At 70.9% G+C, this 15334-nt stretch carries 16 protein-coding genes and 1 pseudogene; 9 read left to right on the top strand and 8 right to left on the bottom strand.

From position 1 onward, the window contains the following. The first annotated feature begins 20 nt into the window (after positions 1–20). Positions 21–434, top strand: coding sequence for a hypothetical protein (locus tag SSPS47_RS21840; RefSeq protein WP_164252530.1), 414 nt, complete (start codon positions 21–23; stop codon positions 432–434). A gap of 181 nt (positions 435–615) precedes the next feature. Here SSPS47_RS21840 and SSPS47_RS35575 read toward each other — a convergent pair. The 3 genes and pseudogenes from SSPS47_RS35575 to ilvA all read right to left on the bottom strand — a co-directional run. Beyond that, positions 616–747, bottom strand: a pseudogene (locus SSPS47_RS35575) (ABC transporter permease); the annotation flags it as partial. Beyond that, positions 744–1805, bottom strand: coding sequence for an ATP-binding cassette domain-containing protein (locus tag SSPS47_RS21835; RefSeq protein ID WP_164252529.1), 1062 nt, complete (start codon positions 1803–1805; stop codon positions 744–746). The gene SSPS47_RS21835 and the pseudogene SSPS47_RS35575, both read right to left, overlap by 4 nt. Before the next feature lie 166 nt (positions 1806–1971). Beyond that, on the bottom strand, positions 1972–3135 hold the full coding sequence (ilvA, locus tag SSPS47_RS21830) for a threonine ammonia-lyase (RefSeq protein ID WP_239065314.1): 1164 nt from the start codon (positions 3133–3135) through the stop codon (positions 1972–1974). A 450-nt stretch (positions 3136–3585) separates the two neighbouring features. Between ilvA and SSPS47_RS21825 the strand changes: the two genes are divergently transcribed. The 3 genes from SSPS47_RS21825 to SSPS47_RS21815 are packed head-to-tail and all read left to right on the top strand — an operon-like array spanning position 3586 to position 4853. Continuing rightward, positions 3586–4071, top strand: coding sequence for a MarR family transcriptional regulator (locus SSPS47_RS21825; protein ID WP_147874170.1), 486 nt, complete (start codon positions 3586–3588; stop codon positions 4069–4071). Between the two features lie 30 nt (positions 4072–4101). Next, positions 4102–4605 (top strand): sigma factor-like helix-turn-helix DNA-binding protein, encoded by a 504-nt coding sequence (locus tag SSPS47_RS21820; RefSeq protein WP_164252527.1) that lies wholly within the window; start codon positions 4102–4104, stop codon positions 4603–4605. Then, on the top strand, positions 4602–4853 hold the full coding sequence (locus tag SSPS47_RS21815; RefSeq protein ID WP_147874172.1) for a hypothetical protein: 252 nt from the start codon (positions 4602–4604) through the stop codon (positions 4851–4853). Before SSPS47_RS21820 ends, SSPS47_RS21815 begins: the two co-directional genes overlap by 4 nt. Positions 4854–4880: 27 nt before the next feature. Here the strand turns inward: SSPS47_RS21815 and SSPS47_RS21810 are convergent, their stop codons facing one another. Further along, positions 4881–6026: a cystathionine gamma-synthase gene (locus tag SSPS47_RS21810; RefSeq protein ID WP_164252526.1), complete on the bottom strand. Its 1146-nt coding sequence runs from the start codon at positions 6024–6026 to the stop codon at positions 4881–4883. 66 nt (positions 6027–6092) lie between these two features. Between SSPS47_RS21810 and SSPS47_RS21805 the strand changes: the two genes are divergently transcribed. The 4 genes from SSPS47_RS21805 to SSPS47_RS21790 all read left to right on the top strand — a co-directional run bounded on the left by SSPS47_RS21805 (position 6093) and on the right by SSPS47_RS21790 (position 10187). Beyond that, complete coding sequence (locus tag SSPS47_RS21805) at positions 6093–7196, top strand: hypothetical protein (protein ID WP_147874174.1); 1104 nt, start codon at positions 6093–6095, stop codon at positions 7194–7196. A 116-nt stretch (positions 7197–7312) separates the two neighbouring features. Then, positions 7313–8395, top strand: a complete 1083-nt coding sequence (locus tag SSPS47_RS21800; RefSeq protein WP_164252525.1) for a hypothetical protein — start codon at positions 7313–7315, stop codon at positions 8393–8395. 29 nt (positions 8396–8424) lie between these two features. After that, on the top strand, positions 8425–9132 hold the full coding sequence (locus SSPS47_RS21795) for a phosphotransferase (RefSeq protein WP_164252524.1): 708 nt from the start codon (positions 8425–8427) through the stop codon (positions 9130–9132). 101 nt (positions 9133–9233) lie between these two features. Beyond that, positions 9234–10187: an IS481 family transposase gene (locus SSPS47_RS21790; RefSeq protein WP_164248580.1), complete on the top strand. Its 954-nt coding sequence runs from the start codon at positions 9234–9236 to the stop codon at positions 10185–10187. A 60-nt stretch (positions 10188–10247) separates the two neighbouring features. Here SSPS47_RS21790 and SSPS47_RS21785 read toward each other — a convergent pair whose 3' ends face one another. From SSPS47_RS21785 to SSPS47_RS21775, 3 genes are all read right to left on the bottom strand, one after another. Then, entirely contained in the window at positions 10248–11240 is a 993-nt protein-coding gene (locus SSPS47_RS21785) for a GNAT family N-acetyltransferase (protein ID WP_164252523.1), read from the bottom strand. A gap of 191 nt (positions 11241–11431) precedes the next feature. Further along, a complete protein-coding gene (locus tag SSPS47_RS21780) occupies positions 11432–12700 on the bottom strand; it encodes an Ig-like domain-containing protein (RefSeq protein WP_164252522.1) in 1269 nt (422 codons plus the stop codon). A 230-nt stretch (positions 12701–12930) separates the two neighbouring features. Further along, entirely contained in the window at positions 12931–13281 is a 351-nt protein-coding gene (locus SSPS47_RS21775; RefSeq protein WP_164252521.1) for a hypothetical protein, read from the bottom strand. A 114-nt stretch (positions 13282–13395) separates the two neighbouring features. On the opposite strand from SSPS47_RS21775, the gene SSPS47_RS21770 reads away from it, so the two are divergent. Further along, positions 13396–13665: a hypothetical protein gene (locus SSPS47_RS21770; protein ID WP_164254820.1), complete on the top strand. Its 270-nt coding sequence runs from the start codon at positions 13396–13398 to the stop codon at positions 13663–13665. A 66-nt stretch (positions 13666–13731) separates the two neighbouring features. On the opposite strand, the gene hutH is transcribed toward SSPS47_RS21770, so the two are convergent. Continuing rightward, complete coding sequence (gene hutH / locus SSPS47_RS21765; protein WP_164252520.1) at positions 13732–15309, bottom strand: histidine ammonia-lyase; 1578 nt, start codon at positions 15307–15309, stop codon at positions 13732–13734. Between the last annotated feature and the right edge of the window lie 25 nt (positions 15310–15334).

The following is a 15334-nucleotide window of genomic DNA, read 5'->3' as shown; positions in this document are numbered from 1 at the left end:
GCGACCGAGGGAGATCATTCATGAGCAAGAGAACTGGATTCAAGCGCCTTTCAGCTGTCCTGGGAGCAACGGCGGTTCTCGGCATGGTGAGCAGTGCGGGCGCCCAGGCCGCTCCGGCGGCCGGCGACGTATCAATTCAGGCATACGCCGAGGCGAAGTACCCCCGGGAGACCAGCAGCAAGATCATTGCGGAAGGCGTGCATCATGGGCCGAACGCAATCGGCACACGCTTGTGCGTCAGCTTGCTGATTCACCACCCGGTGGGCCCGCCCATCGTCGGCGCCAAGAGCTGTAAAACCATCACGGCCGGGTCTCACGCAGCAAGCATCAACATAAGCTGCTCCGTCTACGAGACGTGGGTCGATGTTCTGGCACCAACCGGAAGTACTGTTCACAGCGGCCGGTCGGGCGCAGGCGCCCTCGGCTGCACCTAAGCGCTGACCGAGTGGTCCCCCCTGTTGGGGGAGACCACTCGGCGGGGTGTCATACCCACGTTCCGCGGGTGATGCCCAGGAGTCAGCCACCATGCTCATGCGACCGCTCCGTTTCGGCGCTCACCCAACGAACGTGGACTGCTGACGCCGACCAGTTGAATCGAATCGAAGCTCTGCGAAGAAGATTCGGGATGCGGAGCATCCGGATCGGATTGCGCTTGGCGACCACGAGGGAGTCGCGGACGGACTGGACGACGCCGCCGCGCGGGCGTGGGGCGAGGGCCTTCGGCGAGGCCTCGGTTACGGCGCTCACTTGGCGCTCTCCTTCGGGCCCGTGGTCGTGCTCGTGCTCTCGGTGGCGCTCGCCGTCCTGGCCGGGGAGACGCCGGGTGCGGTGCCCGGCGCCGGGCCGTCGCCGCCGTCCCGGCCCTCCTCGGCCGCGCGGCCGGTGAGGGAGATGAAGACGTCGTCGAGGGTGGGGCGGCGCAGCCCGATGTCGTCGATCTCGACGCCCCTGGCGTCGAGTTCCCTGATGATCTCGGCGAGCAGCTTGGCTCCGCCGGTGACCGGGACGGTGAGCTTGCGGGTGTGCTGGGCGACCATCACGTCGCCCTTGCCGAAGCCGGCGAGCACGTCGTGGGTCCGGGTGATCTGGTCGCGTTCGTGGACGACGACCTCGACGCGCTCGCCGCCCGTGCGGGCCTTGAGTGCGTCGGCGGTGCCGCGTGCGATGACCTGCCCGTGGTCGATGACGCAGATGTCGTGGGCGAGGTGGTCGGCCTCTTCCAGATACTGGGTGGTGAGCAGCAGTGTGGTGCCGCCCGCGACCAACTCCTCGATGATTCCCCATAGTTGCTGGCGGTTGCGCGGGTCGAGTCCGGTCGTCGGCTCGTCCATGAACATCACCGGCGGGGAGACGACGAGCGCCGCCGCGAGGTCCAGGCGCCTGCGCATACCGCCGGAGTAGGTCTTGGCGGTGCGGTCGGCGGCGTCGCTGAGATTGAAGCGCTCCAGCAGTTCGACGGCCCTGGCCTTCGCGGCGCGGGCGCTCTGCTGGTAGAGCTGGCCGACCATCCGGAGGTTCTCGCGGCCCGTCAGATACTCGTCGACCGCGGCGAACTGGCCGGAGAGTCCGATGTTCCTGCGCACCTCGTTGGGGTGCTTGAGCACGTCGATGCCGGCGACGACGGCCTTGCCGCTGTCGGGCTGGAGCAGGGTCGTCAGCACTCGGACCGCGGTGGTCTTGCCCGCGCCGTTGGGGCCGAGCAGGCCCAGGACCGTGCCTTCGGGGACATCGAGATCGACGCCGTCCAGTGCTCGTACGTCGCCGAACGTCTTGACCAGGCCTTCGGCGTAGATGGCGCCTGGCATAGGGGTACTCCCAGAGTTGTGTCAGATTCGTACAAATGGTGCGATCCGCGTCAACGACAGCTTAAGCCGATCAGCGGCAGACCCTGACGCTAACGCGATACATCGCGACAGGCAAGAGAATTAAGTAAGCTCTACGTAAAGGCGACTGGGTGCTGGTTTCGGCCGCTCAGCCCAGGATCGTGTAGCCCGCCTCGCGCAGCGCCGCCTCCACGTCCGCGCAGTGCTCCGGCCCCTTCGTCTCCAGACGCAGCTCCACGTCCGCCTCCGTCAGCCCGAGCCGCGGATCGGTCCGTACGTGACCCACGTCCAATACGTTGGCGTCGGCCACCGACAGCACCCCGAGCAGCGTCGCGAGCGCCCCCGGCCGGTCGGTGATCCGAAGCCGCAGCCCCAGATAGCGCCCGGCCGCCGCCATCCCGTGCCGCAGGATCCGCTGCATCAGCAGGGGGTCCACGTTGCCGCCCGACAGCACGGCGACCACCGGCCCCCGGAACGCCTTCGGGGTGCTCAGCAGCGCGGCGACCGTGCTCGCCCCGGCCGGCTCCACCACGAGCTTCGCCCGCTCCAGACAGAGCAGCAGCGCGCTGGACAGCTCGTCCTCGGACACCGTCCGCACCTCGTCGACCAGGTCCCTGATCATCGGGAACGTGATATCGCCCGGCCGGCCCACCTTGATGCCGTCCGCCATCGTCTGCTGCTCGCCGATCGACATCGGCCGCCCGGCCCGCAGCGACGGCGGGAACGCGGCGGCGCCCTCCGCCTGCACAGCGATCACCGTGACGTCGGGCCGCACCGCCTTCACCGCCACCGCGATGCCCGCGGCGAGACCGCCGCCGCCGAGACCTACGAGGATCGTCCGCACCTCGGGGCACTGCTCCAGGATCTCCAGGCCCACCGTGCCCTGTCCGGCGATGATGTCCGGGTGGTCGAAGGGGTGGATGAAGACCGCGCCGGTCTCCCGCGCGTACTCCTGCGCGGCGGCCAGGGTCTCGTCGACGACCTGGCCGTGCAGCCGTACCTCCGCGCCGTACTCACGGGTCGCGGCCACCTTGGGCAGCGGCGCCGCCAGGGGCATGAACACCGTGGAGCGCACCCCGAGCAGGGTCGAGGCGAGCGCGACGCCCTGCGCGTGGTTGCCCGCGCTGGCGGCGACCACACCGGCCGCGCGCTCCTCCGGCGAGAGACCGGCGATCCGCACGTAAGCGCCGCGCAGCTTGAACGACCCGGTGCGCTGGAGGTTCTCGCACTTCAGATGGACCGGTGAGCCGACCAGGCGGGTCAGATGCCTGCTGCCCTCCATCGCGGTCATCCGTGCCACACCGGTGAGCATCTTCTGCGCCCCGCGAATGTCGTCGAGGATCAGCGCGGGCGCGGAGCCGCGCGAGGAAGCGGAAGTGAACGATCCGGAGGGACGCGACGTACCGAAGGTCATGACCGCCAGTCTCGCAGCTCATCCGCCGCTCGGCCGCCCGGAACGAGGGCCCGTCCACAGGTTTGCGCGGGGCCGGTACGGCCAACGGCAGGGCCGCGTACTCTGTCCCCCACCAACCGACCACCGCACGAGAGAGCCCCAGCCATGCCCCCTACTCAGGACATGACTTCCGCTGTGTCGGCCTCCCCGGGCTCCGGTTCCGAACCCGCAGGTTCCGACCCCTCCGGCTCCGCACCTTTAGAGGCCGCACCGGCACCTTCCGTCGGTACCGAATCCGTCGCCACCGGCGACGCCCCCACCGGCGCCCGCACTGACGACGCCCCACTCCTCGACGCACTCCAGCACCAGGTGGCCGTATTCGCCCGACGGGCGGAACAGACCCGTCTCGGCGGCGTCGGCCAGGTGCGCAACTCCATGGACCGCGCCGCCTACCTCCTGCTCAACCGCCTTGATCTGGAAGGCCCGATGGGCGTCAAGGCGCTGGCCGCGGGGATGGGGATCGACTCCTCCACCGTCACCCGCCAGGTCGCGCCTCTCGTCGACACCGGCCTGGTCAAGCGCACGTCCCACCCGGAGGACGGCCGGGCCGTCGTCCTGGAACTCTCGGTGCGCGGGCTCAACCGTCTCGAAGAGGTCCGCTCCTCACGCCGCGAGCTGATGTCTCAGGTCACGGACGGCTGGACGGAGGAGGAACGGGAATCGTTCTGCACCCTCCTCACCCGGTTCAACTCCGCCCTGTCCGCACGGCAGTCGGGTCCCGCGCCGGCCGAACCGGCCGCGAACCGCGTCCCCGCGGACGAACCCGCCGGCACGGAGGCGCCGCCGGCCTCTTGACCCGGGCCGGGGTGTGTCCTCATATGAGGTGTGCGACAGCGACAGCAGACGGGTACGGATCGTCGTCGCGCCCGGGAGTTCGAGGCGTTCGTCGCGGGCGCGGCAGGCCGACTGCTGCATGCCGCCACACTGCTGACGGGTGAGCCCGCCGACACCAAGCCGCGCGCCGAGCGCCTGCTGACGGCCGCCCTGGCCCGTACGTACGCGGACTGGGACCGGCTGCGCGGCGACGACCCCTACGACCGCGCCCGCCAGGAGATCGCCACCCGCTACGCGCGCGGCGCCTGGCGGTATCAGCCCCGCACGGGTGAGGGCCTGCTCGGCCGGCTCGGCCCGCAGGAACGGCTCATCCTCGTACTGCGGCTGTACGAGGGGGTCGCCGAGGAGCAGACGGCGGCGCTGATCGGACTGCCGGCCGACCGGGTGCGCGCGATCTACGCACGGGCGGTCGTCACGATGCGGCAGCCCGAACCGGCCCGCCGTCCGGCGCCGCACTGGCCGCTGTCGCTGCTCCACCGGCAGGTGACGCGGTGAGCGGCCACAGCCGTAAGGAGGACGAGGTCCGCCGGATGCTCGACGTGCGGCATCCGCCGGTCCCCGCCGATCTGACGGCCCGCGCGACCGCCCTCGGTACCCGCGTTCTGAACCGCAGGCGCACCTGGCGCCTGCTGTTCTGGCTGCTCGTCACGGTGGCCGTGGTCGCCTTCACGGTCTGGGCGTCGGTCGTGGAGCCGTGGTCGGTCCCGCCGTCCCGGAAGACACCGCCGCTGGAGGGCTGGTAGGGGCCGGGCGTCGCCGCCCGACTCCCGTCAGGCCAGCGCCTGCTGAAGGTCCGTCAGCAGATCGTCGGCGGACTCGATGCCGACCGACAGCCGGATCAGGTCGTCCGGCACCTCCAGCGGTGAGCCCGCCGCCGAGGCGTGCGTCATCCGGCCCGGGTGCTCGATCAGCGACTCGACACCGCCGAGGGACTCCCCCAGCGTGAAGACCTTCGCCCGGCCGCAGACCTCGATGGCCGCCTGCTCGCCGCCGGCGACCTGGAAGGACACCATGCCGCCGAAGGACTTCATCTGCTTGGCGGCGATCTCGTGCCCGGGGTGCTCGGGCAGGCCCGGGTAGTAGACCTTCGCGACCTTCGGGTGCCGGGCCAGCATCTCGGCGACGCGCGTCGCGTTCTCGCTGTGCCGGTCCATCCGGACGGCGAGGGTCTTCACGCCGCGCAGCACCAGCCACGCGTCGAACGGGCCGGAGATCGCGCCCATCGCGTTCTGGTGGTAGGCGAGTTCGTCGGCGAGCGTGTTGTCGGCGGTGACCAGGGCGCCGCCGATGACGTCCGAATGACCGCCCATGTACTTGGTCGTCGAGTGCACGACGACATCGGCGCCCAGGGCGAGCGGCTGCTGAAGGTAGGGGCTCGCGAAGGTGTTGTCGACGACGAGCTTGGCGCCGGCCGTGCGGGCGACCTCCGCGAGGGCCGCGATGTCGCTGATGCCCAGGAGCGGGTTCGACGGGGTCTCGACCCAGATCGCCTTCGTACGGGGCCGCAGGGCCGCCCGTACCGACGCCGGGTCGGAGGTGTCGGCCACCGACCACTCCACGCCCCAGCGCGAGACGACCTTCGCGAAGAGGCGGAAGGTGCCGCCGTACGCGTCGTTGGGGATCACGACGTGATCACCCGGCGACAGCAGGGTACGCAGGAGGCAGTCCTCGGCGGCGAGGCCGGACGCGAAGGCGAGCCCGCGCCGGCCGCCCTCCAGGGCCGCCAGATTCTCCTCCAGCGCGGAACGCGTGGGGTTGGCGCTGCGGCTGTACTCGTAGCCGCCTCGCAGTCCGCCCACGCCGTCCTGCTTGTACGTGGACACCTGATAGATGGGGGGAACGACCGCGCCGGTGAGGGGATCAGCAGTGTTCCCCGCGTGGATCGCGATCGTCTCGAAGCTGTGCTCGTCGGTCATGAGGCCCGAGGGTAGCCGGATCGGACCCGGCTCAGAGAGCTGTCCACGTCCGGGACAATGGAGAACATGGAGATTCTCTGGTTCCTGATCGCGATGGGCATGGTCGCGGCCGTCGTCGGCCCGTACGTGCGGCGGCGCCGCGGTGGCATCCGTATGGTCGAGCCCGGCGCGCCCGATGCCGCCGACCCGGATTCGTACGAGTTCGTACGGCAGGAGGAGCTGGACATCCGGCTCCCGGGGCCGGACCAGGATCTTCTCGACGTACTCGACGTCGTCCAGCGCACCCAGGACTGGCGGGCGGCCGCGCAGCTGCTGGCCGGAACCGCCAAGGAGGGCGAGGTGCGCTGGCAGCGCGTCCAGGCCTTCGCGGGCGCGGCGGCGCTGGAACTCCAGGGGAAACCGGGAGTCGGCGGCGCGTGGCTGCGGGCGTGGCGATCGGAATCGCCGAAGGACGCGGGCGGCGCGCAGGTGCACGCGGAGTTCCTGGTGCAGCAGGCGTGGCGGTCGTCGGCGGCCGGCACGGACGACTTCCGGATCATCCTGGAGGAGGCCCGCTCGGTCTGCGGCGACGCGGCGCTGCTGGCGCCGGGCGACCCCGTGCCGTACATAATCGAGCTGGCCGTGGCCCGTGGGCTCGGCTATCCGCACGAGCGGTTCGACCAGCTGTGGGCGAAGGTCATCGACCGGGCGCCGGACCACATGGGCGCGCACATCGCGGCGCTGCACTACTGGTGCGAGAAGTGGCACGGCTCACGCGAGGACGCGGACCGGTTCGCGACGGCGTCGGCGGCGCGGGCCCCGCAGGGTTCGCTGCTGGCCGCGCTGCCGCTGTTCGCGGTGTACGAGCATCTGCCGGAGATCGCGCTGGTGCGGGACTTCTACCGCAGCGCGGTGGTGTCGAAGGCGATGGAGGGCGCGATGTTCGCGGTGCACGCGGCGCGCCCCGACGACCCGATGCTCGCGCACGTACGGCACCTGCTGATCGTCTTCCTGGTGCGGGCGGAGCGGTGGTCGGAGGCGATGAACCAGTTCGTGCGGGTGGACGGCCACGTCGGCGCGATGCCGTGGACGCACAGCGAGGACCCGGCGGGGATGTACACGCTGTACCGGGCGCTGGCGGTGGCGGGCTACGAGGCGAACGGCGGCAGCCCGGCGACGCTGCCCAGGTAGTGGGGCGCCGCTCCGGGGGGGAGGCGCCATTGCCGCGCTGACCTGGGGTGGTGCATACTCCGCAGATCCCCCACACCTTCTCTTCACCTGTTCTCCGTAACCCTGGGGGCCATCCGATGGCACGCGTTCTGCCCTTCGTCCTCTTCGCGTTCGGTATCTGGTTCTGGCTCAAGGCCCGCCGGAGCGTGTCCGCTCTGGTCGGTACGGAAGCGGAGCTGGGGCTGCTCCCCAGGGACCGGCAGAACGCGGAACTGGCCGGCCCGGACGCCTCGCTGGAGCGTGCCCTGGACGAGGCGCGGGCGGGCCGCTGGGAGGCGGCGGCGGAGCTGCTGGCGTCGACGGGCAAGGAACGGGACTGGGAGCGCCGTGCGCTCCACGCGCGTGTACTGGGCGAGGCGGCGGCCCGGCAGGACTCCTGGCTCCGGTCGTGGCGCGCGACCCGGCCCGACGCGGACGCGGAGCTGGTCCAGGCGTCGGCGACGGTCGCGCGCGCGTGGCGGCTGCGGGGCTCGCCGTACGCCGAGCACACCACGCCCGAGCAGGCGGACGGCTTCCACGAGCTGCTGCCGCGGGTGCGCGCCGACACGGTCCGCGCGGCGGAGCTCGGTCCGGACGACCCGACGCCGTACATCGTCGAGATCCGTACGGCGCTGGGCGTCGGCTACGGCCCGGAGCGGATGCGTGAACTGTGGGCGGAGATCACGGCCCGCACCCCGCATCCCACGTCGGCGCCGCTGTACGGGGCGCACGAGGCCGCGATGCAGTACTGGAGCGCGCGGTGGCACGGCTCGGCGGAGCTGGCCCGCGAGTTCGCCGCCCAGGCCACGGCTGACGCGCCGCCGGGCACGCTGATGACGGCGCTCCCGCTGATCGCCTGGTTCGACCACCACGACGCCGCGGCGACCTCCCGCGACTACACGGACCCGCATGTGACGGCGCTGGTCGACGCGGCCCTCGCGGACACGGCGGAGGCGCCCGAGGACCACCCCCGGCTCCCGGAGATGCGGCACCTGCTGGCGTACTTCCTGACACGGCAGACCAGGCACGACGAGGCCCTGGACCAGTTCCGCCTCGTCGACGGCTATGTGAACGCGCTCCCCTGGCGCACCCGCCGCGACCCGGCGGCGTTCTTCACGGCGACCCGCACGAAGGCGATACGCGGCGCGGAGGCCCGCACCCGTATCCGCCGGGGCGTGTGACGCGCCGGGGGCCTGGCATCGTGGAGGGTATGGACGAGACTCCTCTGCCGGGCGGGTTCATCAATCAGGTCGTACGTGTCGGTGACACCGTGCGGCGCTCCGCGCCGTCGGCGCGACGGGCGGCGTACACAAGGGAGTTGCTGGAGCTGTTCGAGGCGCGGGGCTGGGGCGGGGCGCCCCGGTACCGGGGTGTGGACGAGCAGGGGCGCGAGGTGCTCCAGTACGTCGAGGGGCAGGTGTCCCTGCCGTTGTCGGACGAGCGGCTGGCGCGGGTCGCGGAGCTCGTCAGGGAGTTCCACGACCTGACGGCCGGGTCGCCGCTCGCCGACGGGCGCGAAGTCGTGTGCCACAACGACCTGTCGCCCAGGAACACCGTCTACGCCGACGGGCTGCCCGTGGCCCTCGTCGACTGGGACCTGGCCGCCCCCGGCGACCGTGTCCACGACGTCGCCCATGTCTGCTGGCAGTATCTGGACCTCGGCCCCCGGGTGCCGGATGTCGCGGAGGCGGCCCGCCGGATCACCCTGGTCTGCGACGCCTACGGTCTGGACGACCGGGACGGCATCGTCCGCACGATCCTGTGGTGGCAGGACCGCTGCTGGCGCGGCATCGACGAGTCCGCCGACCGCGGCGATCCGGCGATGGCCGCGCTGCGCGAGCGCGGCGTGGTGGACGACGTACGGGCCGCGTACACGTGGGTGTCGTCCCACGCCTTCGAGCTGGCGGCGAAGCTCTAGGTGTATTGATCACGAGCGTTGTTGACACTGGTCGGGCTTGATCATGGCGAAGACCTCCGGTGTGGTGGAGCTGTCTAGGAACGCACCACTCGGAGGTCTTCGTGTCCCACCGTAATGCCCGGCTGACCGTGTTCGGTAGGCGTCTACTGGTCGAACGTGTCTTCTCGGGCCGCCCGGTCGCGCATGTCGCGGCCGAGATGGGTGTATCGAGGGCCACGGCCCACAAGTGGGTCCGCCGCTGGCGGACGGAAGGCGAGGCCGGGCTGCACGACCGGTCCAGCCGGCCGCGCACGACGCCGCACCGGACCCCGGCCGGTATCGAGGCCCGGGTGTGTGACCTGCGCCGGGAGCGCAAACTCGGTCCCGCCCGGATCGGCCCGGTCCTGGGACTGCCCGCCTCGACCGTCCACCGGATCCTGGCCCGCCACGGTCTCAGCCGGCTGGCCTGGCCCGACCGGCCCACCGGCACCGTGATCCGGCGCTACGAACGCGAGCGTCCGGGCGAACTCGTCCACGTGGACGTGAAGAAGCTCGGCCGCATTCCCGACGGCGGCGGCCACCGTGCCCTGGGCCGTGAAGCGGGCCGGCCGGTCCGCGGCATGGGCTTCGACTACGTCCACTCCGCCGTCGACGACCACTCCCGCCTCGCCTACAGCGAGATCCACGCAGACGAGAAGGTCACGACCTGCGCCGGTTTCCTCACCCGCGCCGCCGCGTTCTTCCACGCCCACGGCATCCCCCGCATCGAACGGGTCCTCACCGACAACGCGTGGGCCTACCGCAAGGGCCTCGCCTGGAAGGCCGCCCTGGCCCAGCTCGGAGCGACCGGCAAACTCACCCGCCCCTACCGGCCCCAGACCAACGGCAAAGTCGAACGCTTCAACCGCACCCTGCTCGACGAATGGGCCTACCTGCGGCCCTACACCTCGAACACCGAGCGGACCGAAGCCCTGACAGACTTCCTCCACACCTACAACCACCACCGCTGCCACACCGCACTCGACGGACACCCGCCCATCACCCGCGTCAACAACCCTCCGGGTCAATACACCTAGGTCCTGTCATCGAACCGGCGTCCGGCCTGCGGGCGGACGACGCCAGTTTGAAGGCAGGACCTAGAGCTTGGCCTGGAAGATCCCGGCGGGCCTCTCGCGCCGGTAGCCGAGCGCCGCGTTCACGGCCAGCATCGGCGCGTTGTCGTCGGCGACGCTGGTGCTGATCTCCCTTACTCCGGGATGGCGTTCGGCGAGCGTGCCCAGCAGATGGCGCTTGACCGCCCGGCCGAGTCCGCGCCCGCGGTGCTCCGAGACGACCACCGTGTCGTACTGGAGCGCCCGGGTGTGGGACGGGTCGCGCAGGACGAGTTCGCTGTACGCGGCGATGCTCTCGGCGCCACCGTCCTCGGCCTCCGCCAGCACCACGGAGGTGAGGATGATGCCGCCCCGGTCGTCGACGAGCCGGGCGGCGCCGCGTACCCGCTCCGCGTCCCATCTCGGCGTCCGCTCGTCCACACCACCGGCGGGGGCGTCGCGCATCACGTCGTGCGCCCGCGCGAACTCGTCCGCCAGCGCGTCCGGTACGACGCCGTCCCAGTCCGCGAAGCGGTAGCCGTCGGGCAGTCGTGCCTCGGGCAGCGCGGCGTCCGCCTCCCGGACCCGCTGGACGTACCAGGCCAGCGGCAGCACCTTGCCGAAGCCCAGCCCGTCGACGAACGCCTCACCGGCGCCGCCCACTTCGAGCATGGTGGAGACCGAACTGCGCCCGTCGGCGGTCAGTTCGGCCCGTATCGCGCCCCACAGCGCGGCGCCCACGCCCCGGCGTCTGGCCTCGGGACGGACGACCAGGGCGTCGAGGAAGGCGGTGTGCCGGTTGCTCTCCTCGGTGAACAGCAGCAGCGCGGCCACGCCGTCGTACGAGCCGTCGGCAGCGACCGACACCAGATGGAGCATCCGCGCGTTGGGCGACCGCACGCGCAGCTTCCCGGCGGTCTCGGTGCGGCCGGGTTCCGGGACGGACGCGGGCACGTCCTGGAGATGGGCAGCCGCGATCACGTCATGCCAGGCGTCTGTCTCCGCCTCGGACGGCGGGGTCCCCAGAGTCATCAGCATGATCCGAACCTACGCTCACTACCCGGTCCGTGCCCCCGAGTTGTCAGCGCTTCCCGGACAGTGAGACCGCCTTTCCGCGCCGTTGGTTGCGCGGGGGGCCACACAATCCTCATAAGTCCTACCCACACGCGCCGCGGCGGCACCCGGATCGGGTGCCGCCGCGGTGTGGGACGGGACGGGGAGGGACGGGATCAGGCGGCGGAGCCGGCCTGCCAGTCCGCCCAGCTCAGGTTCCAGCCGTTGAGGCCGTTGTCGGGCTGGATGGTCTTGTCCGGGGAGTTCTTGACGACGACCACGTCACCGACGATGGAGTTGTCGAAGAACCAGGCACCCGGCTGGTCGGGGTCGTTCGCGCCCTTCGCGTCGTTCAGACCGACACAGCCGTGGCTGGTGTTGGTCGAACCGAAGATCGAGTCGGCGCCCCAGTAGTTGCCGTGGATGAAGGTGCCCGACGTGGAGAGCCGCATCGCGTGCGGGACGTCCTTGATGTCGTACTCACCCTTGCCGTCGTCGTCCGTGAAGCCGACCGTGGCACCGTTCATCCGGGTCTCCTTGAACTTCTCGGAGATCACCATCTGGCCGTTGTACGTCGGGTTCTCCGGGGAGCCGGCGGAGATCGGGATGGTCCTGATCGTCTTGCCGTCCTGCTGGACGGTCATCGTCTTGGCCTTGGTGTCGACGGTGGAGACCTGGTTACGGCCGATCTTGAAGGTGACCGTCTTCTGCTGGACACCGAAGACACCGTCCGCGCCCTCGACGCCGTCGAGCGCCAGCTTCAGGGTGACGGTGGAGCCGCCCTGCCAGTACTGCTCGGGGCGGAAGTCCAGGCGCTGGGAGTTGAACCAGTGACCGACGACCTCCTGGCCACTGCTCGACGTGACGGTGATCCCGCCCTGCACGGCGGCCTTGTTGGTGATCCCCTTGTCGAAGTTGAGCGAGACCGGCATTCCGACGCCGACGGTCGAACCGTCCTCGGGCGTGAAGTTGCCGATGAAGCTGTTGTTCGGCGAGACGGTGGTGAAGGAGGAGTTCTCGTGGGCCTCGCGGTCCTTGGAGTCCTTCGCCGTGGCGACGATCTTGTACGTCGTCGAGCGCTCCAGCTGGCCGTCCGGCTTCCAGCTCTTCGCGTCGGCGGCCAGCGTGCCCTTGACGGCGGCCCCGTCCTCGGTGGTCATCTCGACCTTGGTGAGCGTGCCCTTGGTGACGGTGACCTTCGCGTCGTTGTTGATGCCCGCGTTGTCGGCGCCGTTCTTGGGCGAGATGGTTATCTGGGCCTCGGACGTGTCCTTCGCCGCGGCCTCGTCCACCTGCGCCTGCGAATCCTTCGAACGCTCGGCTCCGGAGTCCTTGCCACCGTCGCCACCGCTGCAGGCCGAGAGCACCAGCACCCCGCCGAGCAGTGCGGACGCGGCCGTCAGGCCCTTGCGCCGCTTGCCGTTCGTCATCACACGCTTCTCCATCGTCGCCGATTCCCTGCCCATGACCTTTAAGAACACCCGTACCGGTTCGTCCGGTTCCACATCGGACGAAGATGTGTGCAACGCCACTCGCGCTTCGGGATGTACACGAGCGGCGCCTCTGTCAGTCCCGGGGCGCGCTTCACACAGCGCCCCGGGAACAAGGGTGTCACGCTCGCGGACCGAATCCCGCCGTGGCGTCCGGTCTTCCCGCCGCCGACACCGTCGACACGTTACCGACCGTCGTCCACGTCACCATTGTCACCTTCCGCCTCGTCGTACCCGTCCAGATCCCATTCCACCGTCTCCGGGTCGTAGTCGATCAGCTCACTGCTCCACGACGCCTGGGTCAGCTCCACCCCGGGCACCTCGCCGACCAGCTCGGACGGCTCCACGAGATACGCGAGGGCCTCGGCCGCGTCCTCCCCCACCGCCGACCCGGCATGCTCGCGTTCCTCGTCCGGCATGGAATCGTCCGTCGCGATACGGGTCAGCGCGGCGGCGGTCAGCGCTTGTGGATCACCGATCTCCAGCACCAATTCAACGTGCAGACGGACAAAGCGGGATGTGTCAGGAGTGCTCATAACCGGAGAGTAGGCCCCCCGCCCCACGCGACTTTCCCGCGACCCGCTGCTTTCACTAGCATCGGCGCACCCAGCCAATTCGGCGTTTTCCCAAGGGAGATCGATTACGTGTACGTGTCCGTACGCCGACCGCTGCTCACGGCCGTCGCCGCCGGAATCCTGCTCTGCGCCATGTGGTTCGTCCCCTCGGCGAACGCCACGAGCGAGCAGAGCACGGGCCGGCAGCAGTCCGCCGCAGCCGACCAGGAGGACTCGGCCGGGCTCGCCCTCGCCGATACGGGAGCGGGCGTGGACACCACGCCCTACCTGATCGCCGGGACGGCGTTCCTCTGCGTGGGCGCGGCCTTCGTCGCGCACTCACGCAGAGGCGCGTCCGCGCTCTGACGCGGCGGCAAGCAGAAGGAGAGGGCCGCCCGGCAGCCGGGCGGCCCTCTCCGCGTATGCCGTGACTCAGGCCAGCGGGCCGGTCACCGGCTCCACCGCCGCCACCAGCCGGCCCTCGCGCACGAACGCGTCGGCCGCCGCGAGATCCGGGGCCAGGAACCGGTCGGGACCCGGACCCTCTATCCCCGCCGCACGCAGCGCCTCGATGACCGCGAGCGAGGCGGGCGCGGGCATCAGGCCCCTGCGCAGCTCGATCGCGCGGGTCGCCGCGTACAGCTCGACGGCCACGACGCGGGTCAGGTTCCCGACTGCCGTACGGAGCTTGCGCGCCGCCGACCAGCCCATGGACACGTGATCCTCCTGCATCGCCGAGGACGGGATGGAGTCGACGGACGCCGGGACGGCCAGCCGCTTCATCTCACTGACCAGCGCGGCCTGTGTGTACTGGGCGATCATCAGGCCCGAGTCGAGACCGGGGTCGTCCGCGAGGAAGGCGGGCAGACCGTGCGAACGGTTCTTGTCGAGCAGCCGGTCCGTGCGGCGCTCGGCGATGGAGCCGAGGTCGGCGGCGACGATCGCGAGGAAGTCCAGGACGTACGCGACGGGGGCGCCGTGGAAGTTTCCGTTGGACTCCACGCGGCCTCCCCCAGAGACTTCGCCCTGGGAGGTACCCCCGAGCAGCACCACCGGATTGTCGACGGAGGAGGCCAGCTCGCGGTCCGCGACGATCCGGGCGTACGCGAGGGTGTCCCGGCCCGCGCCGGCGACCTGCGGGGCGCAGCGCACGGAGTACGCGTCCTGCACCCGGGGCGCCGCGTCCTCCTGGAAGTGCCCGGTCAGCCCGGACCCGGCGAGCACCCGCAGCATGTTGTCGGCGCTGGCGCCCTGGCCGGGGTGCGGGCGGATGGCGTGCAGCTCGGGGGCGAGGACCTTGTCCGTACCGAGCAGGGCCTCCAGTGTCAGCGCGGCGGTGATGTCGGCGGAGGTGTAGAGCCGCTGGAGATCGGCGAGCGCCATGACCAGCATGCCGAGCATTCCGTCGGTGCCGTTGAGGAGCGCGAGTCCCTCCTTCTCCCGCAGCTCGACGGGCCTGATGCCGTGCGCGGCCAGCAGCTCGCCCGCGGGCTTCAGGACGCCGTCCGGCCCCTCCGCGTCGCCCTCGCCCATCAGCGTCAGCGCGCAGTGGGAGAGCGGCGCGAGGTCGCCGGAGCAGCCGAGGGAGCCGTACTCGTGCACGACGGGCGTGATCCCGGCGTTCAGTACGTCCGCCATGGTCTGCGCGACCAGCGGGCGTACGCCGGTGTGCCCGGACGCGACGGTCTTGAGCCGCAGGAACATCAGCGCCCGCACGACCTCGCGCTCGACCCGGGGGCCCATGCCGGCGGCGTGCGACCGCACGATGTTGCGCTGGAGCCGCCCGCGCAGGTCCGGCCCGATGGCACGGCTGGCGAGCGCGCCGAAGCCGGTGGAGACGCCGTACACGGGCTCGGGCTTGGCGGCGAGCGCGTCGACGATCTCGCGGGCGGCGACGAGGGCGGAGAGGGCGTCGGCGGAGAGCTCGACGCGGGCGTTGCCGCGGGCGACGGCGACGACGTCCTCGGCGGTGGTGCCGGCCGGCCCCACGACGACAGTGTGCATATCCATATTCAGGAGCGTACGGATTGAAACT

This window comes from Streptomyces sp. S4.7, from assembly GCF_010384365.1.
Taxonomy (GTDB): domain Bacteria; phylum Actinomycetota; class Actinomycetes; order Streptomycetales; family Streptomycetaceae; genus Streptomyces.
Note: the sequence above shows the minus strand (reverse complement) of the source record. Positions and strands in the feature narration are given on the sequence as shown.